Below are 17967 nucleotides of genomic sequence, written 5' to 3'. Positions count from 1 at the left end.
GCGGCGAGTTCCGTAGCCGGATCGTTTTGAGTATGGCGCAAGAAACTTGCCTTCATGGGTTATCCCCCCGAAGCTATACGTCCTCAGGAGAGCCCGATGAACCTTGTTGAACTGACCGAACGCCTGCATGCCATCCGTGACCGCAACGATTGGCGGCAATTTCACAGCCCGAAAAACCTGGCCATGGCGGCGAGCGTGGAAATGGCCGAGCTGGTGGAAATCTTCCAGTGGCTGAGCGAAGACCAGTCACGCCAGTTGCCTGCGGACAAACTCGCCCATGCCGGGCAGGAGGTCGGGGATATCGTGCTGTATCTTCTGCTGCTGTGCAGCGAGCTGGGGCTGGACATGAACGAAGTGGTGCGCAGCAAGCTGGCCGACAGTGAGCGGAGGTTCAGCTGATGAGCGATCGTCATTTCGATCAACTGGCGACCCGCTTTGCCGAAAAAATCTACGGCGGGGCCAAGGGCGCAATTCGTCTGGCGGTGCTGCAGGCCGACTTGGCCGAAACCTTGCCCGACCGGCCGTTGCGGGTGCTGGACATCGGTGCCGGACTGGGGCACATGTCCTTGTGGCTGGCCCAGCGCGGGCACGACGTCACACTGGCGGAACCCGCCGAGCCCATGCTTGAAGGTGCCCGCCAACGGTTTGCCGAGGCAGGGCAGAGCGCAGCGTTCATTCAGGCGCCGTGGCAGGAGTTGCTCGGCCAGCTCACCGAACCCTACGACCTGGTGCTGTGTCACGCCGTGCTGGAATGGCTGGCCGAGCCTCATGCGATTTTGCCGGTGCTGCATCAGTTAACCCGCACGGACGGCTGGTTGTCGCTGGCCTTCTACAACCGTGATGCGCTGATCTACCGTAACCTGCTCAAGGGGCATTTCCGCAAAATGCGCAAGAACGACATGGCCGGAGAAAAGCAAAGCCTGACCCCGCAGCAACCTCTTGATCCGCGGGAATTGGCGGCGCAACTTGAAGGCCTCTGGCAGGTCGAAACACAGAGCGGGGTGCGGGTTTTCCACGACTATATGCCTGTGGAATTCCAGGCCCGTGCCGAACTGGTGGACTTGCTGGAAATGGAGTTGGCCCACCGACGTCACCCGAGCTTCGCCGGGCTTGGGCGTTACCTGCACTGGATTTGCCGGCCGATTTGATCGGAGCACAACATGATAAGTCGCTTGGGATTGCTGGTGATGTTCCTGGGCCTGGCTGCCTGCCAGGGCACCAATCCGTATGTGGCCAGTTCCAGGCCCTTGCCACCGGCACCACCGCAGGCAGCCACGACGTTCGACCGCAGTGCGTATCCGGCAGCGCCGCGCGATTATGGACGTTACCGCAGTTGGGCCTGGCTCAACGGGACGTTGCCGCCAGGCACGGCGTGGGCGGACTCCGCACAGGTGGCCGAAGCCGTGAGCAATGCCCTGGATCAACGTGGGTTGCGCCCGTTGCATGACAATCGTGCGGCGGACCTGTTCGTCAGCGCTAATCTGCACCTGGAAACCCGCTTGCGTCAGTATCGTGACGATTACGGCTACTACGGCGGCGGGTATGGTAGCTACAACCGCTATGGCAGCGGCTACGGCATGTACAACACGGTGCCAATCGTACGCACCTATTCCGAGCAGGTTGTGGTGGTGCAGGTCGATCTGTTCGATGCGCAAAGCGGTCAGCCAGTCTGGAGTTCCAGCGCTGAAACCAGTAGCAAGAGCAGTCAGAGCGCGCAGGCCGACGCCATCCGCGAAGCTGTGGAAAAAGCCATGTCGGCGTATCCTCCCAGTTAGCTTCTGCAATAATAAGAAGCGTTCCGCAGGTTCATGTCTTCAACCGGAGAATCATCATGTTCCGCCGTCTCGCTGTTCTGGCCGTGGCCGCACTCCTCAGTGCGTGCGCCGCCAATCAGGTCAACCATGACTTCGACGCCAGCCGCGATTTCGCGGCCTATCGCAGTTGGAGCTGGAAAGATCCCGTCCTGCAATATCGCCCTGACGACCCAAGAATCAAGAGCGACCTGACCGAGCAGCGCATCCGTGAGGCAGTGACCGACCAACTGGATCAGCGCGGTTTGCGCCCGGCGGCGGCTGGCAGTAAGGGCGATGTGCAGGTGCAAACCTACCTCATCGTCGAAGATCGCCAGCAACAGGTGACCACCAACTATGGCGGTACCTGGGGCAACCCATGGAACGGCTATTGGGGGGGGCCGATGTACAACGAGACGCGCAACATCACCTACAAAGTGGCGACCATCCAGATCGATATGCTCGACGGCAAGGACGGCAAACTGGTGTGGCGCGGCAGTGATGAACAGATCCTCAGCCGCACACCGAACCCGTCGGATCGCAGTACGGCGATACACGACACGGTCAAAAACATCCTCGCCAATTACCCGCCTCGTTAACGCGGCGCACCCAATACCCGTAGGAGCGAGCAAGCTCGCTCCTACGGGTTTTTCATTGTTCTGGGCGATCTGAGGATAATGACAGCCTTGCGCACGCGACGGACGGTGCTGCTGCGGTTGATGCGTATCCCGAGTGTCAGATCTGGCTGATGCAGATTGGCCATCACTCGCGCCAAAAGTCTGGCTTGTGACAAGTCAAAGGCTTACGGGCGTGTTCGGGCTGTCTGGACGAAAGCGTCAAGCAAGCGGTCGCTCACGCGAAGCGGGCAGGCGCGCACGTCGATTGATCCCTGTGGATCCAATCGCCGGGCGGTGTATGACAGAGGACACAAGTGCGTCTACTTTCAAAGCAATAGTTGTACAGCCAATGATGGATTGTACAGAAGTGGTCAGCCCAGCCTGGAAGGGAGTTGCCATTGAACAAGTCTGTGTCGCCCGTGAAAATCCTCGTGGTCGATGATCAACCGATGATTGTCGAGATGGTTTGCGAGTTTCTGGAGGACAGCGGTTATCGCTGTGTGCCTTGTGAGTCGAGCCAGGAGGCTGTCGAGCGCTTCACTGGAGACACGGAAGTCGGTCTGGTGCTTTGTGATTTGCACATGCCCGGCCTGGATGGCATCGAGTTGGTCCGGGAGCTGCAACGGTTATCCGGCAAGCATCGGGCATTCGAGGCGATCATGCTGACCGGGCGTGCGGAAAAGCAGGATGTGATCAAGGCCCTGCGGGTCGGAATTGCCGACTACTACCAGAAGCCGATCAACCTGGCGGAAATGCTCGAAGGGGTTCAGCGTCAGGAGATGGCCCTTCAAGAGCGGCAAAAGCATGTGCAACTGGGGCGGTTGAGCCAGAAGTTGCAGTACCTCTGCGCGTCGATCAACGACCTGTATCAGGATCTGGACAAGATCCGTCATGACTCGCCGATGCCACCGAGCAGCGACGTTCATCCCAGCGATGCCGATGGGGTAGAGGTCCCGGCGATTTTCAACCCGTTGTCACCCAGGCAACTGGAAGTGGCGCGGCTGGTTGGCAAGGGACAGACCAATTACCAGATCGCCTGCGAGTTGGGGATCACCGAAAACACCGTGAAATTGTACGTCTCACAGGTGTTGCGCCTGACGCACATGCATAACCGTACGCAACTCGCGTTGGCGTTGTCGCCGAACGTGTCTGCGGTTCGCCAGAAAGACACAACCCACTGACACCTGGCGCCAGTATCTGCAGGAGGAAGGGCTCCTGCAGAAAACAGGAACGGGGCGGTAGCCGTCACAGCTGATAACTGAAGCTGATGCTGTACCGTGGCTTGCGATTGAACGTATCCAGCGCCTTTTCCGACATCGGCTTGGCCGCTTCCAGCGCGATGTTGTAGTACTTCGCATCGCCAAATCGTACGCCCAGCGCCGCCGAGGACAGATTGTTGCCTTTGACCGGCAGCTCATTAAACCAGGTCCGGGCGCGGTCCAGCACCACATAGGGTTGCACAATCCTCACCCAGGTCGCGTCACGGTTGTAGCTGTAGTTCAGCTCGTAGGCCACGCCCCAGCCCTTGTCACCGGAAGCCTGGTCGTCGGGATAGCCTCGGCCGAAGTTCTGCCCGCCAAACACCGCACGTTCGCTCTCGGGCAAGGTGTTGTCGCTCCAATAGAGGGCGGCGGACACCACGCCCTGCCAATGCTCGAAAAACCGGTCGCTTTGCACTCCCGACAAACGCACGCGGAAGAAGTCCAGGTCGAGGTCGGCGTTGTTGGTCTTCGCGCCCATGCTATCGATGCCCTGGTACAGCCCGCCGCTGAGAATCCGCAGTTGTGTCTGATCGGCCTTGCGCCAGTCGCTCTCGAAGGCCAGGGCACGAATATCACTGCGTTGCTCCAGGCTCAGCGGCAGGCCGACAACCTTGTAGCGTGTCTTGTCGTCGACCGCATACCACCGCGCACCGGCACTGAGCAGTTCGTTGGGACCGGCAGTCAGCGGGTGGCTGAAGCCGATGGAGTAGCGGTCATTTTCCCGGTTGGGTTTGAGCTCGATGCCGTTATCCAACTGCACGTTGGTGCCGAGGTCGGCGCGATAACGCGAGGCCGATAACGCCAGTTGCGTGCCCTCGGCATTAAGGAACTGGTTGTAGTCGACGCGGTAGTAATGTTCGTGGTCAGCACCCGGTGGGAATAATCCACTGAGACTCAGTTGTTCACCCATGGCAGTGTGCGAGTTGCTGCTGATGCCGAGCAATGCCTGGGTGCCGTTACGGTTGTCTTCGGTGGCGTTGAGGCTGCTGGTGAACGATTTACGGCTGGCCTGTACAAGCAGGTAAGCCCCGCCGTCGGTGGTACCCGGCGGTGGCACCTGGGCCTGCATCGTCACGCCGGGAATGCGGCTCATCAGTGTGGTGTAGCGTTCAAAGGTCTTGCGCGTCAGGGGCCGTTGCGCCTGGAGTTTGGCCACCAGCTTCTCCAGCAGGCCCTTGACCCGCCCGACGTCGCCCGTCAGTTGGTAATCCTTGATGTAACCCTCCACCAGCACCACACGTGCCGCGCCGTTATCGAAGCTTTGCTGAGGCAGAAAGGCGTAAGACAACAAATAGCCGTCCTGTTGATAGCGGCGGGTGATGCTGCGCGTGGCTTCGATCAGGTCGGCGACACTGCTTTCCCGGCCAAGCAATGGCTGGTACAACGCGGCCAGCTCGCTGAGTGGATAAATCGTCCCGCCTTCGATCTGCAGGGTTTTGATTGTGACCTTGGTGCTCATCAGCAGTGGCTGGGCCTGGGCCGCACCGGGATCCGGCACCTGCAAGGGGGCCGCGGTCGGACGGTAGGCATCGGCCGGCAGGTTGGGAACGGGAAGGTTGCGGATTGTGTCGTTGCTGTTGAGGAAGCCGGGAAGTGTGTCTGCGAGGGCGCAGGTACCGAGGCTGAGTAGAAGCAGTGACGCGGCTACGCGCATAAAACGTTCCCTGTTCAATCGTTCCAAATAGTGCGGGAAAGCGGCGCAAGGCATCGGTGACGTCTTGCGCCGCTGACGGCAGCTAACGTGATGGATTGTTCAGCAGACTACCCAGGCCACCCCCTGCAGTACCGCCATTGACCAGCCCGCCCGCAGCGGTGACGGTATTGCCCAACGAGGTCACGGTGTTGCCAAGCGACGTGCCGACCGGATTGGAATTGCTGGCGACAATAGCCCCGCCGAGGTTCGCGACTGCACCACCCGCCTGGCTGGTGAGGCCGGCGACCGGGGCGCCTATGCCCGTGGCCGCGCCCACATTTTGCGTGACCCCGCTGACGGTTCCGACCACCGGACCAAGCGCGGTGCCGAGGTTGCTGCCCACCGTGGCCAATGGTGCGGTAGGTCCGGTGTTGGCAATACCCGAACCGCCCAATGCGCCGCCCGCGCTGGCGACAAGATTGCCGCCTGCGACCGCGTTGTTGGCGGTGGCATTGATCACCCCATTGCCGCCGGTCAGGCCTTGGCCGAGATTGACCACTGCGCCGCCCACGGTTTCAAGCAGCCCATTACCACCCGTTCCCGAGCCCGTTCCATTGGATACCAGGCGGCCGGACTTGCCGACCGCGGTCCCGGTATTGCTCAAGGCGTTCCCGAGGGTGTTGGTCACCGCGTTGCCGCCACCGGCATCGGTTACGCGATCTCCCACACCGTTGACGGTGTCGCCGACTTGCTTGATTGCACCTTTGAGCGGATCACCCAGACCCGTGGCATCACCGACGTTTTGGGTGGTGTTTTCCACCAGGGCGATGACCGGAACGAGTGCGTCGCCGGTTTCCCGGGTCACCGACCCCAGCGGACCGCTGGTGGTGACGGTGCTCAAGGTGTCGCCGAGCATGGTGACCTTCTGGCCGACGCCATCGAGCACCGGTGCGACCCGAGTCACCACGCCACCCGCTACCGGAATGCTGCTGGTAGCGGTGGCCAGTTTGCCGCTGACATCGGAAACGCCATTACCCACATCCTGCACTACACCGCCCACGGCGGAAGCGGTGACACCCAGCCCGTTCGGATCGGTGCCCAGTTTGCCCACGCCATTGGCCACGCCATCACCCAGCGTGGTCACCACATTGCCGGCCGTGTTGGCGACGCTTTGCACCACACCGCCGGCTACCGGAACCGAACTCAGCGAGTCGCCGATCTGTCCCACGCCATCGCCAAGGCCACTGACCGTGGTGCCGACATCCTGAACCAGCGTGGTGGTCACCAGCGGCGCACCGGCGGACGGGGGCGTTCCGCCCGAACCGCCTGATCCGCCTCCCGAACCTCCGCCCGAACCATCCCCCGTACCGCCACCACCTGCCCCGGCACCGGCCGAGCTATCGGGTGAACTGCTGCCGGAACTGCTGTGATGACCGCCACCGCCACTGCTGCAACCGCCAAGGCCCAACGAAAGGATGAGGGCCAGGGCTGTTGCCGATTTACACCATGCTGGATTTTTCATGGAGAGATTCCTTGCACCTGTAACAACGTCGTGGGGTCGATAGCTCACCGTTCGTGTGGGCGGCGAAGCCTTCGTCCGTTGTTTACATGAAAGTCGCAAGGTCTCTGGTGCGCCATTCTCCAATTGGTATTAACACCTTGGATACTGGCCTGCTGATACAGGTTTGCTGGCCGCTCGTTCCATCGCGAACGAGCGATAATCGCGTCAGGCGATCGGCTGCCAATGGCCGGCCATGTGTTCAAGATCCCCAGTACCCAGCAACTGGAACTCACCACTGGAACCTGCCGCACTGGCGAGCAGGAACACATCGCCTGGCAGTCGCACCGGTTTGCGAAACTGCACGCTGATCTCGATGTTTGCCGCCGGCAAATGCTCCGCCAACGCGGCAAGCGTACGGGCCTTGAGCCACAACCCATGGGCGATCGCCTGGGGGAAGCCGAACAGTTTCGCGCTCGCGGCACTCAGGTGAATCGGGTTGTAGTCGCCGGACACCCTGGCGTACTGGCGACCAATGTCCGCCGGCGCTTTCCAGCGGGTCACCTCGCTTTGCGCCCGTGTTGTCTGCAACTCATGTTCCACCGGCTCGCCTTCAAGTTTTACCCCGCGACACAGCATTTGGCTTTGCGCTTGCCACAGCGGCCCCAACTGGTCGTCGAGCGTCGTCACCAGGTCGAAGGTCGCCCCCTTGGCATGAGGTTGCAGGTTCTCCACGTGCACGCCGACCTGAACGTGACTCACGCCACCCAAAGGGCGAAAGACACGAATGCGATTGCTCAAATGAATCAGCCCCAGCAACGGAAAGGGAAACGCCTTGTCCGTGAGCAGTTGCATCTGCAATGCAAACGCCAGGATGTGTGGATACGTCGGTGGCAATAATCCACTGTCGGCAAAGCCGCAGACGCGGCGGTATTCGGCCAGTGCTTTGGCATCGACATCGACCCAGCAACGCAACCCGGTGCCTGGCAATGTGGTGCCCGTGATCTTGCGTCGCACGGCGGCCCGCGCATACAACCCTGGCAGGTTGGGTTCGCGGTCGAGTGTGTTCCAGTCGGTCATCATCGTTAAGCCCCCAGAACGCTTTGGCCGCAGACCCGCAATGCCTGTCCTGTGAACGCACCCGTGCCGGGCTGCGCCAGCCAGGCCACCGCCTCGGCCACGTCCTGCGGCAAGCCGCCCTGGCCCAGCGAGCTCATGCGCCGGCCCGCTTCGCGCAAGCCAAAGGGAATGTGCGCCGTCATCTGGGTTTCGATGAAGCCCGGCGCCACCGCGTTGATACTGATCCCACGCTCGTGCAGCAACGGTGCCCAGGCTTGCGCCAAACCGATCAAGCCGGCCTTGCTCGCTGCGTAGTTGGTCTGGCCGCGATTGCCGGCGATACCGCTGATCGAGGCCAGCAAAATCACCCGGCCGTTGTCTCGCAACGTGCCGCTGTCGAGCAGAGCCTTGGTCAGCACCTGAGGGGCATTGAGATTGACCGCGAGCACGGCGTCCCAGAACTCCGGAGTCATGTTGGCCAGGGTTTTATCCCGGGTGATGCCGGCGTTGTGCACCACGATGTCGACCCCGTCAGGCAACTGTTCGATCAATTGCGCGGCGGCATCCTCGGCGCAGATATCCAGGGTAATGCTGCGTCCGCCTAGCCTCGAAGCCAGGGCTTCAAGATCGGTCCTGGCAGGGGGGACATCCAGGAGAATGACGTCGGCACCGTCTCGGGCCAGGGTTTCGGCAATCGAAGCTCCAATGCCCCGCGCCGCGCCCGTCACCAGAGCCTTGCGCCCCGCCAATGGCCGCGTCCAGTCGGTGACGGGGGTATCGCAGGCATTCAAGCGGATCACCTGGCCGGACACGAATGCACTCTTGGGCGAGAGGAAAAACCGCAGCGGGCCTTCCAGTTGATCCTCGGCGCCTTCGCCAACCTGAATCAACTGCAAGATGCCACCACTGCGAAGCTCTTTGGCCAGTGAACGGCTGAAGCCCTCAAGAGCCCGTTGTGCGCTGGCGGCAAACGGATCGCGCAGATCCTGAGGTGCGCGCCCGAGAATCACCAGATGAGCGCTGTGGTCGAGGTTCTTCATGATCGGCTGAAAGAACTCACGTAACTGCTTCAAGGCGTCGGTGTGCACCAGCTCAGTGGCATCGAACACCACCGCCTTGAGTTTCGGGCCGTGGCCGGGGATCCACGCCGTCGCCAACGAAGGCCCGGTGCCATAGCTGTAGATGGCATCGGTCAGGCGATTGGCGAAAGCACTGACCTTTTCCGCCAGTGGCCCGCCGCCGATCAGCAGTGCGCCCTCGACCGGCCGAAGCCGGCCAGCTTGCCAGCGCTCCAGCCGTACCGGCGACGGCAGACCCAGGGCCCCAACCAGTCGATGGCCGATGGACGAATTGGCAAAGTCGATATAGCGGTCAGACATGGAACGCGCTCCGGTAGCTGGGGTTCAAAGTGTGGACCACGAATGGCAATCGGTCGTTCGATTCCCGGGATAAGGCCTACGCTTGGACAGGATAGGCCGTTTCGCCCCAGGCATATTCAGGGCGTTACGGGGCTGTCCAGGGGGATTCGGTTCTATGTCGAGATATTTCATCAGGAGCTTTTCATGACTCGTCGCGTCGCGATCATCGGTGGTAACCGCATTCCTTTCGCCCGTTCCAATGGGCCGTACGCCACTGCGAGTAATCAGTCGATGCTCACGGCGGCTCTTGAGGGCCTGATCGAACGGTTCAACCTGCACGGCCTGCGCATGGGCGAAGTGGTGGCCGGTGCGGTGCTCAAGCATTCGCGCGACTTCAACCTGACCCGCGAATGCGTGCTCGGCTCGCGGCTGTCGCCGACCACCCCGGCCTACGACATTCAGCAGGCGTGCGGCACTGGCCTGGAGGCGGCATTGCTGGTGGCCAACAAGATCGCGCTGGGCCAGATCGACTGCGGCATTGCCGGCGGGGTCGATACCACGTCCGACGCGCCCATTGGCATCAACGAGGGGCTGCGCCGGATCCTGTTGCAAGCCAATCGCGGCAAAACCACGGGCGACAAACTGAAAACGTTCCTGCAATTGCGTCCCGGCCATCTCATCCCCGAGTTTCCCCGCAATGGCGAGCCGCGCACCGGCCTTTCCATGGGCGAGCACTGTGAATTAATGGCGCAGACCTGGAGCATCCCGCGCGCCGAGCAGGATCAGCTTGCGCTGGAGAGCCATCACAAAATGGCCGCCGCCTATGCCGAAGGCTGGCATAACGACCTGATGACGCCATTTCTCGGTCTGACCCGCGACAATAACCTGCGCCCGGACCTGAGCCTGGAGAAACTGGCTTCACTCAAACCCGCCTTCGAGAAGAGCGCCAAGGGGACGCTGACGGCGGGCAACTCGACGCCGTTGACCGACGGTGCGTCGCTGGTGCTGCTGGGCAGTGAGGAGTGGGCCAGGGAACGAGGCTTGCCCATCCTGGCTTACCTGCGCGATGGCGAGGCCGGCGCGGTGGATTTTGTCAACGGCGCCGAAGGTTTGCTGATGGCGCCGGTGTACGCGGTGCCTCGTCTGCTCGCGCGCAATGGTCTGACGCTGCAGGACTTCGATTACTACGAAATCCATGAGGCGTTCGCTGCGCAGGTGCTCTGTACTCTGAAAGCCTGGGAAGATGCCGATTACTGCCAGACCCGCCTGGGCCTGGATGCACCACTGGGCTCCATCGACCGCAGCCGGCTCAACGTCAAGGGCAGCTCGCTGGCGGCGGGGCATCCGTTCGCGGCGACCGGTGGGCGGATTGTGGCGAACCTGGCGAAATTGCTCGATGCGGCCGGGAAGGGCAGGGGCCTGATTTCGATCTGTGCGGCGGGCGGGCAAGGCGTGACGGCGATCGTCGAACGTTGACGGGGCGATCTGTTAAAACCAGGTCCCACGCTGATCGGTGGTGTTGAACAGATAAGGCATTTGCCCTACTGTCCATGCACCACCTGCCCATCTACACAAGGCCCCTGAATGCCGTCCAACGGACAACTGACCCTGGAACGCACCATTCCAGTCCTCGGGGCTTTGCCACGCCCCCTCTACGCCCGGGTCGAAAGCCTCAACGCCGGTTCCTGGACGCCGTCCCATCGCCATGACTGGGTGCAATTCTCCTACGCCATCAGCGGCGTTCTCGGCGTGCACACCGTCGAGGGCAGTTACTTTGCGCCTCCGCAGTGGGGGATCTGGATTCCGGCGGATTTCGACCATCAGGTCGTGACGTCGATGCGCGCCGAGATGCGCAGCCTGTATGTGCGTCGCGAAGACTGCCTGTGGGCGCCGGAGCGGTGTCGGGTGCTGGAGGTGACGCCGTTGGCGCGGGAGTTGATCAAAAGCTTTTGCCAATTGCCTGTGGAGTATCCACAAGGGGACAGCCCACAGGCGCGGCTGGTGAGTGTGCTGCTGGATCAATTGGCCAGCCTGCCGGAAGTCGGTTTTTCATTGCCGTTGCCGCGCCATGAGCGTTTGCTGGGGCTGTGCAACGAGCTGATCGAAAGTCCCGAGCACAACGTGACGTTGCAGCAATGGGCGCTACGCTTGGGGACGTCGGAGAAAACCCTGACGCGCCTGTTCCAGCGCGAAACCGGCTTGAGCTTTCGCGGCTGGCGCCAGCGCATGCGATTGCTGTCGTCGTTGAGCCTGTTGGAGGAGGGCGCGAGTGTGACCGACACCGCGTTGGCCTGTGGGTATGACTCCACATCGGCGTTTATCGCGGCGTTCAAAGGGTTGTTCGGATTTACCCCAGGGGAGTTGTTCCGCCAGTAAACGCCAATCGTCGGAACGCCGCCCGGAGCCGGCTCGCTCCCACAGTGGACTTGTTACACCATCCTAATATGGGAGCGAGCCTGCTTGCGATAGGTAACCCCGGTTCAGATCAGGTCTTGAACCTGCGCACCAACCCATCCAGCTCACTGGACAGCCCTGCCAGGCTCTGGGAGTCGAGCCGCGCCGAGTTCGCCAGTTCCGCCACCAACTGCGCATCGCCATGAATCTGGCTGATGTGGCGGTTGATGTCTTCGGCCACCTGATGTTGCTCTTCTGCCGCCGTGGCGATTTGGGTGTTCATGTCGCGGATTACGTCCACCGACTCACGAATCTGCCCGAAGCTGCTACGCGCTTCGCCGATGCGGGTGACAGACTGCTGGGACACTTCCAGGCTCGCATGCATCTGTTGCGTCACTTCGCTGGTGCGCTTGGCGAGGTTGCCCAACAGGCCGTCGATTTCCGCCGTGGAGTCGGCGGTACGCTTGGCCAGCGCGCGCACTTCGTCGGCCACCACCGCAAAGCCGCGACCCTGCTCACCGGCCCGGGCCGCTTCGATGGCGGCGTTGAGGGCCAGCAGGTTGGTCTGTTCGGCAATCGAACGGATCGTCCCGAGAATCGACTGGATGTCGTTGCTGTCACGTTCCAGTTGTTGCATCGATTGCGCCGATTGTTCGATTTCCTGACTCAGGCGATCCACGCTATTGACCGCCGCGTCGATCTGCAACTGACCTTCATGGGCCTGGCGCTGGCCACTGTCGGCCGACTCGGCGGCCTGACTGCAAGAGCGTGCGACTTCGTTGGCGGTGGCGACCATTTCGTGGAACGCGGTGGAAACCATGTCCACGGCTTCACGCTGGCGCCCGGCCGCTTCGGCCATGTCGTGGGACACCTGCGTGGAGCTCTTGGAGGTGTCAAGGATCTTGCTCGCGGCGCCGCCAATGCTCTGGATCAGGTTGCGAATTGCCGCCAGGAACTGGTTGAACCAGTTGGCCAGTTGCGCGGTTTCATCGCGGCCACGGATTTGCAGGCTCCGGGTCAGGTCGCCTTCACCCTGGGCGATACCTTCCAGGCCACTGGCCACACTGCGGATCGGGCGTACGATAAGGCTGGCGAAACTGGCCCCGACTACGGCAAACAGCACGGCCAGCACGGCAGCGATGATGGCGATCAACCAGGTCAATTGGGTCGCGGAGCTCATCACTTCGCTTTGCTTGATCAGACCGATGAAGGTCCAGCCCAGTTGCTCGGACGGCCAGACATTGGCCATGTAGCGCTCGCCATTCAGCTCAACCTCGACCAGTCCTTTGCCAGCCTTGGCCAGTTGCGCGTAACCGTCGCCGAGGCTGCCCAAGGCCTTGAAGTTATGTTCTGGCTGCTTCGGGTCCACCAGCACGGTACCGTTGTTTTCCAGCAGCATCAGGTAACCGGTTTCACCCAGTTTGATCTGCTTGACGATCTCGGTGAGTTGCTTGAGCGATACGTCGATGTTGACCACGCCACCCTGGGCACCCAACTGGTTGGCCACGGCACGAACAGTACTCACCAGCACGGCGTCATCGCCTGCCCAGTAATAGGCCTCGGTGCGCACGGTCTTGCCCGGGTTGGCCATGGCCGTCTTGTACCAGGGGCGAATGCGCGGGTCGTAGTTGGACATTTTTGCGTCGCCCGGCCAGAACGCATAACCGCCACTGGACAGGCCGTAGGACACGTAGGCGTAAGCTGGATGGCTGGCGGCCAGCGCGGAAAACAGTTCAAACAGCTTGGTGTCGATTTCGGTATCGGGAATCTGGGCAGCATCAGCGCTGACGCGGCTTTTCACGCTGGCATCGGCATTTTTCACCAATGGCTGGTTCGCCAGGTACTCGACGTTCTGGCTGATACCGTCGAAAAACAACTGCATGGCGTTGGCGACCTGGCGAATCTCACGGCCACTGCCGTCGACGAAATCGTCCTTGGCGTCACCGCGAAGATTCAGCACCACCAGCGTGGCGACCAGTACCACGGGCAAGCAGGCGATGATTGCAAAAGCCCATGTCAACTTCTGTTTGATGTTCATCCGCGCTCCATATTTTCTTGTAACCCACGCAGTGCAGAGGACTCGCGGAATTATTGGCAGCCGTAAACGGTATTGTTGAACCCGATCCTGGGTGCGACGTCTTCTTTTAAGGAAGAGATCGTCGGACAATTCACTTTGTTACTGAAGACTTCGGCTGCTCGCGCGGGAAATTGAGGAATGATGGAAAAAATCCTACGAAAGGAGTCGCTGCGGTATGTCGAACTCTGTCGCCAATGCCCTCGCGCCCCTTCTTCAACGAGGGCAGCGGGCTCGGCTATGATCCTTGATGGTCTATGAACCTCAACGCAACTGGCCGGTTTTTTCGGCACATTGTGTGCATCTGCATCGTTCACAGGTCGGCAACCCCCTCCCGCCAATGAGTGGATTGCCGTATAACGAATGACTTTCGCGTGTTTGGTAATAAAGGACCCAGAATAAAAGCTGATGAAGACTCCAAAACGCATTGAACCCCTGATCGAGGACGGTCTGGTCGACGAGGTGCTGCGCCCACTGATGAGTGGTAAAGAAGCAGCTGTTTATGTAGTGCGCTGCGGCAATCAGTTGCGTTGCGCGAAGGTCTACAAGGAGGCGAACAAACGCAGTTTCCGCCAGGCGGCCGAGTATCAGGAAGGCCGCAAGGTCCGCAACAGTCGGCAGGCCCGAGCCATGGCCAAAGGCTCCAAGTTTGGCCGCAAGGAGACCGAAGACGCCTGGCAGAACGCCGAAGTGGCGGCGCTGTTCCGTCTGGCCAATGCCGGCGTGCGAGTGCCCAAGCCGTACGACTTCCTCGAAGGCGTGTTGCTGATGGAATTGGTGGCCGACGAATACGGCGATGCCGCGCCACGCTTGAACGATGTGGTGCTGGAACCGGACCAGGCACGTGAATATCACGCGTTCCTGATCTCCCAGATCGTGCTCATGCTGTGTACTGGCCTGGTGCACGGTGACCTGTCGGAGTTCAACGTGCTGCTGACGCCGACCGGTCCGGTGATCATTGACCTGCCGCAAGCGGTGGACGCTGCAGGTAACAATCACGCGTTCAGCATGCTGGAGCGGGATGTGGGCAACATGGCGTCCTACTTCGGGCGGTTTGCCCCGGAGCTGAAACAGACCCGTTACGCCAAGGAAATGTGGGCGTTGTACGAGGCTGGCACCTTGCAGCCGAGCAGTGTCCTGACCGGGGAGTTTGCCGATACGGAAGAACTGGCCGATGTTGGCGGGGTCATGCGTGAAATCGAAGCGGCGCGCCGTGAAGAAGAGCGCAAGCAGGCGGCCCGCGCGGCGGATGATGCGCCACCGAGCAAGGGGGGCGAGGAGCCACCACCGCCTTGGTTGCAGTGAGGGGTTGAATCAGGAAGCCGGCTTCGGCCGGTTTTTTGTGGGCATGGTTTTGGTGGGGTGGTGTCTTTGAGGGCCTCATCGCGGGCAAGCCCGCTCCCACAGAGGATTTTCAGTGCTCATCAGATCACTGTAGGAGCGGGCTTGCCCGCGATGGCGGCCTCCCAGGCAATGAGCAACCTCAGGCACAACACCCCGAAGCCAGGTTCTTCAGGATCGGGCAATCGGGCCGGTGATCGCCCTGACAATGCTCTACCAAGTCCTGCAGGGTATCGCGCAACTGTCCCAGTTCGCGGATCTTCTGCTCCAGCTCCTCGATGTGCTGGCGCGCCAGCGCCTTCACGTCGGCACTGGCACGCTGGCGGTCCTGCCACAGGGCCAGCAGCTTGCCGACCTCCTCCAGGGAGAACCCCAGGTCCCGGGAGCGTTTGATAAACGCCAGGGTATGCAAGTCGTCATCGCCGTACAGCCGATAGCCACTGTCAGTGCGATGGGCCGCCTTGAGCAATCCGATGGACTCGTAGTAGCGGATCATCTTCGCGCTCAGGCCGCTTTGGCGGGCTGCTTGGCCGATGTTCATCGGATGTCCTCCAGGTCCTTGGGTGTCCAGGTTTTCAACAGTAGCGCATTGCTCACCACGCTGACGCTCGACAGCGCCATCGCCGCACCGGCCAGCACCGGGTTGAGAAAACCGAAAGCCGCCAGCGGGATACCGATCAGGTTATAGACGAAGGCCCAGAAGAGGTTCTGGCGAATTTTCGCGTAGGTCCTTCGGCTGATCTCCAGCGCGGCGGGCACCAGGCGTGGATCGCCGCGCATCAGGGTGATCCCGGCTGCGTGCATGGCCACGTCGGTGCCGCCCCCCATGGCGATGCCGATGTCGGCGGCGGCCAGGGCAGGGGCGTCGTTGATGCCGTCGCCGACCATGGCCACCACGGCGGTTTTCTTCAGTGCCGCGACGGTGGCGGCTTTATCGGCGGGGAGTACCTCGGCGTGGACATCCTCGATGCCCAGCGATTCGGCCACCACCCTGGCGCTGCCGCGATTGTCACCGGTCAGCAAGTGACTGCTGATCTGGCGGCTGCGCAGCTGTTGCACCGTTTGCAACGCGCCAGGCTTGAGGGTGTCGCCAAACGCGAACAGGCCCAGCACATGTGGCTGTGGTGTTTGGGCGATGAGCCAGGACAGGGTGCGGCCTTCGGTTTCCCAAGCGGTGGCGGAGTCGGCGAGCGCTCCGGCGTCCAGCCCGCTTTCTTCAAGCAGGCGTCGATTGCCCAGCGCCAACCGCCGGCCCTCGAGGGTGCCCGCGATGCCACGGCCAGTCAGCGATTGGCTGTCGCTGACGTCTGCCACCTGCAAGCCGCGTTCGGCGCATTCGTCCAGTACTGCCTTGGCCAGTGGGTGTTCGCTGCCGCGTTGCAGGGCGCCGGCCATTTGCAGAAGGGCGGCTTCGTCACCGTCGACGGCACTCAGGTGGGCGATGCGCGGCGCGCCCGACGTCAGCGTGCCGGTCTTGTCGAACACCACGGCGCTGACGGCGTGGGCACGCTCCAGGGCTTCGGCATCCTTGATCAGGATGCCGTGGCGCGCCGCCACGCCGGTGCCGGCCATGATCGCGGTTGGCGTGGCCAGCCCAAGGGCGCAGGGGCAGGCGATTACCAATACCGCGACGGCATTGATCAACGCGGTTTCCATCGGCGCCCCGTACAGCCACCAACCGATCAGGGTTGCCAGGGCGATCAGCAGGACTGTCGGCACGAATACCTGGCTGACTTTGTCCACCAGTTTCTGGATCGGCGCTTTCGCCGCCTGGGCGTCTTCCACCAGGCGGATGATCCGTGCCAATACGGTTTCAGCGCCCAGGGCCTGGGTGCGGACCAGCAATCGACCCTCGCCATTGATGGCGCCACCGGTGACCTTGTCGCCGGGCCGTTTTGGCACGGGCAGGCTCTCGCCGCTGATCAACGCTTCGTCGGCATGGCTCTGGCCATCAATCACTTCGCCGTCGACCGGGAAACGTTCTCCGGGTTTGACCAGCACCTGATCATTGAGGCGCAACGCGCTGATGGCGACCTCTTGCTCGCGCCCGTCGATCACCTGGATCGCCCTTTCGGGGCGTAGCGCTTCGAGGGCGCGGATGGCACTGGCGGTCTGGCGTTTGGCGCGGCTTTCCAGGTATTTGCCCAGCAGCACCAGCGCGATCACCACCGCCGACGCTTCAAAATACAGATGCGGCATGCGCCCGGCGGCCGTGGCCCATTCATAGAGACTCAGGCCGTAGCCGGCGCTGGTGCCGAGGGCGACCAGCAGGTCCATGTTACCCGCACCGGCCCGCACGGCTTTCCACGCGGCCACATAAAAGCGTGCACCGAAGACGAATTGCACCGGCGTGGCGAGGGCAAATTGCACCCAGGCGGGGAGCATCCAGTGCACACCGAACGGTTGCAGCAGCATCGGCAGCACCAGTGGCAAGGCGAGGACTATGGCGAGGATCAGCGCCCAACGCTCCCGGCGCAGATGTTGCTGTTGCCTGTCGAGGGGCGGGTGCTCCAGGTCCCGGACGCTGGCGCTGTAACCGGCCTTGGTCACGGCGTCGATGAGGGTTTGAGACGTGACCTGTCCGAGCAATTCAAGGTGAGCGCGTTCGTTGGCCAGATTGCCGCTGACGCTTTTGACCCCCGGGACTTTGCCCAGTGCCCGTTCAACCCGGCCAACGCAGGATGCGCAGGTCATGCCCTCGATGCTCAATTCCACGCTGTGCCGCGGCACGCTGTAGCCCGCTTGCGCCACTGCGTCGATCAAGGCTGGCAGGCTGTCGCGGGGCGCTTGCACGCGCGCCTGTTCGGTGGCCAGGTTGACGCTGACGGCCGAGGCGCCAATGACTTTGCTCAAGGCACGCTCGACACGCCCGGCGCAGCTGGCGCAGGTCATGCCGGCAATCGGCAGATCGAAAGTGGTGGATTCGGACATCGGTCGCGCT

The 17967-nt window shown here is 61.9% G+C and carries 15 protein-coding genes; 8 read left to right on the top strand and 7 right to left on the bottom strand.

Annotation, left to right across the window (positions count from 1 at the left end; translation table 11 throughout):
- The first annotated feature begins 96 nt into the window (after positions 1-96).
- From AB4N64_RS21890 to AB4N64_RS21870, 5 genes are all read left to right on the top strand, one after another.
- Positions 97-399, top strand: a complete 303-nt coding sequence (locus AB4N64_RS21890) for a MazG-like family protein (RefSeq protein ID WP_150634531.1) — start codon at positions 97-99, stop codon at positions 397-399.
- Positions 399-1148, top strand: coding sequence for a methyltransferase domain-containing protein (locus tag AB4N64_RS21885; RefSeq protein WP_460118424.1), 750 nt, complete (start codon positions 399-401; stop codon positions 1146-1148). Before AB4N64_RS21890 ends, AB4N64_RS21885 begins: the two co-directional genes overlap by 1 nt.
- 12 nt (positions 1149-1160) lie before the next feature.
- Entirely contained in the window at positions 1161-1775 is a 615-nt protein-coding gene (locus AB4N64_RS21880) for a DUF4136 domain-containing protein (protein WP_460118422.1), read from the top strand.
- Positions 1776-1831: 56 nt separating this feature from the next.
- Positions 1832-2389 (top strand): DUF4136 domain-containing protein, encoded by a 558-nt coding sequence (locus tag AB4N64_RS21875; protein ID WP_460118420.1) that lies wholly within the window; start codon positions 1832-1834, stop codon positions 2387-2389.
- Between the two features lie 416 nt (positions 2390-2805).
- On the top strand, positions 2806-3588 hold the full coding sequence (locus AB4N64_RS21870) for a response regulator transcription factor (RefSeq protein ID WP_460118418.1): 783 nt from the start codon (positions 2806-2808) through the stop codon (positions 3586-3588).
- A gap of 64 nt (positions 3589-3652) precedes the next feature.
- On the opposite strand, the gene AB4N64_RS21865 is transcribed toward AB4N64_RS21870, so the two are convergent.
- From AB4N64_RS21865 to AB4N64_RS21850, 4 genes are all read right to left on the bottom strand, one after another.
- Positions 3653-5323 (bottom strand): ShlB/FhaC/HecB family hemolysin secretion/activation protein, encoded by a 1671-nt coding sequence (locus AB4N64_RS21865; protein ID WP_460118416.1) that lies wholly within the window; start codon positions 5321-5323, stop codon positions 3653-3655.
- A gap of 82 nt (positions 5324-5405) precedes the next feature.
- Entirely contained in the window at positions 5406-6824 is a 1419-nt protein-coding gene (locus tag AB4N64_RS21860; protein ID WP_460118414.1) for a collagen-like triple helix repeat-containing protein, read from the bottom strand.
- A gap of 204 nt (positions 6825-7028) precedes the next feature.
- Positions 7029-7883, bottom strand: coding sequence for a MaoC family dehydratase (locus AB4N64_RS21855; protein WP_460118412.1), 855 nt, complete (start codon positions 7881-7883; stop codon positions 7029-7031).
- Positions 7884-7885: 2 nt separating this feature from the next.
- Positions 7886-9238, bottom strand: a complete 1353-nt coding sequence (locus AB4N64_RS21850) for a 3-oxoacyl-ACP reductase (RefSeq protein WP_460118410.1) — start codon at positions 9236-9238, stop codon at positions 7886-7888.
- 183 nt (positions 9239-9421) lie between these two features.
- Between AB4N64_RS21850 and AB4N64_RS21845 the strand changes: the two genes are divergently transcribed.
- Both AB4N64_RS21845 and AB4N64_RS21840 read left to right on the top strand, forming a co-directional pair.
- Positions 9422-10693, top strand: a complete 1272-nt coding sequence (locus AB4N64_RS21845) for an acetyl-CoA C-acetyltransferase (RefSeq protein WP_460118408.1) — start codon at positions 9422-9424, stop codon at positions 10691-10693.
- Between the two features lie 108 nt (positions 10694-10801).
- On the top strand, positions 10802-11593 hold the full coding sequence (locus AB4N64_RS21840) for an AraC family transcriptional regulator (RefSeq protein ID WP_460118406.1): 792 nt from the start codon (positions 10802-10804) through the stop codon (positions 11591-11593).
- A gap of 109 nt (positions 11594-11702) precedes the next feature.
- Here the strand turns inward: AB4N64_RS21840 and AB4N64_RS21835 are convergent, their stop codons facing one another.
- Complete coding sequence (locus tag AB4N64_RS21835; protein WP_460118404.1) at positions 11703-13649, bottom strand: methyl-accepting chemotaxis protein; 1947 nt, start codon at positions 13647-13649, stop codon at positions 11703-11705.
- A 444-nt stretch (positions 13650-14093) separates the two neighbouring features.
- Here AB4N64_RS21835 and AB4N64_RS21830 point away from each other — a divergent pair, with 444 nt between their 5' ends.
- The gene (locus tag AB4N64_RS21830; protein ID WP_460118402.1) at positions 14094-14990 is read left to right on the top strand and encodes a PA4780 family RIO1-like protein kinase; all 897 of its coding nucleotides are present in this window, start codon (positions 14094-14096) and stop codon (positions 14988-14990) included.
- A 178-nt stretch (positions 14991-15168) separates the two neighbouring features.
- On the opposite strand, the gene cueR is transcribed toward AB4N64_RS21830, so the two are convergent.
- Together cueR and AB4N64_RS21820 are read right to left on the bottom strand one after the other, a co-directional pair.
- Positions 15169-15567 (bottom strand): Cu(I)-responsive transcriptional regulator, encoded by a 399-nt coding sequence (gene cueR / locus AB4N64_RS21825; protein ID WP_460118400.1) that lies wholly within the window; start codon positions 15565-15567, stop codon positions 15169-15171.
- The gene (locus AB4N64_RS21820) at positions 15564-17957 is read right to left on the bottom strand and encodes a heavy metal translocating P-type ATPase (RefSeq protein WP_460118398.1); all 2394 of its coding nucleotides are present in this window, start codon (positions 17955-17957) and stop codon (positions 15564-15566) included. Before AB4N64_RS21820 ends, cueR begins: the two co-directional genes overlap by 4 nt.
- Between the last annotated feature and the right edge of the window lie 10 nt (positions 17958-17967).

The organism is Pseudomonas sp. S2_C03 (assembly GCF_054668405.1).
The sequence above is the reverse complement of the archived record's forward strand: the minus strand, read 5'-3'. Positions and strand labels throughout refer to the sequence as shown.

Coding starts and splice junctions, on each gene's coding strand:
- AB4N64_RS21890 (WP_150634531.1), top strand. CDS start 97: ATGAACCTTGTTGAACTGACCGAACGCCTGCATGCCATCCGTGACCGC.
- AB4N64_RS21885 (WP_460118424.1), top strand. CDS start 399: ATGAGCGATCGTCATTTCGATCAACTGGCGACCCGCTTTGCCGAAAAA.
- AB4N64_RS21880 (WP_460118422.1), top strand. CDS start 1,161: ATGATAAGTCGCTTGGGATTGCTGGTGATGTTCCTGGGCCTGGCTGCC.
- AB4N64_RS21875 (WP_460118420.1), top strand. CDS start 1,832: ATGTTCCGCCGTCTCGCTGTTCTGGCCGTGGCCGCACTCCTCAGTGCG.
- AB4N64_RS21865 (WP_460118416.1), bottom strand. CDS start 5,323: ATGCGCGTAGCCGCGTCACTGCTTCTACTCAGCCTCGGTACCTGCGCC.
- AB4N64_RS21860 (WP_460118414.1), bottom strand. CDS start 6,824: ATGAAAAATCCAGCATGGTGTAAATCGGCAACAGCCCTGGCCCTCATC.
- AB4N64_RS21855 (WP_460118412.1), bottom strand. CDS start 7,883: ATGATGACCGACTGGAACACACTCGACCGCGAACCCAACCTGCCAGGG.
- AB4N64_RS21850 (WP_460118410.1), bottom strand. CDS start 9,238: ATGTCTGACCGCTATATCGACTTTGCCAATTCGTCCATCGGCCATCGA.
- AB4N64_RS21845 (WP_460118408.1), top strand. CDS start 9,422: ATGACTCGTCGCGTCGCGATCATCGGTGGTAACCGCATTCCTTTCGCC.
- AB4N64_RS21840 (WP_460118406.1), top strand. CDS start 10,802: ATGCCGTCCAACGGACAACTGACCCTGGAACGCACCATTCCAGTCCTC.
- AB4N64_RS21835 (WP_460118404.1), bottom strand. CDS start 13,649: ATGAACATCAAACAGAAGTTGACATGGGCTTTTGCAATCATCGCCTGC.
- AB4N64_RS21830 (WP_460118402.1), top strand. CDS start 14,094: ATGAAGACTCCAAAACGCATTGAACCCCTGATCGAGGACGGTCTGGTC.
- cueR (WP_460118400.1), bottom strand. CDS start 15,567: ATGAACATCGGCCAAGCAGCCCGCCAAAGCGGCCTGAGCGCGAAGATG.
- AB4N64_RS21820 (WP_460118398.1), bottom strand. CDS start 17,957: ATGTCCGAATCCACCACTTTCGATCTGCCGATTGCCGGCATGACCTGC.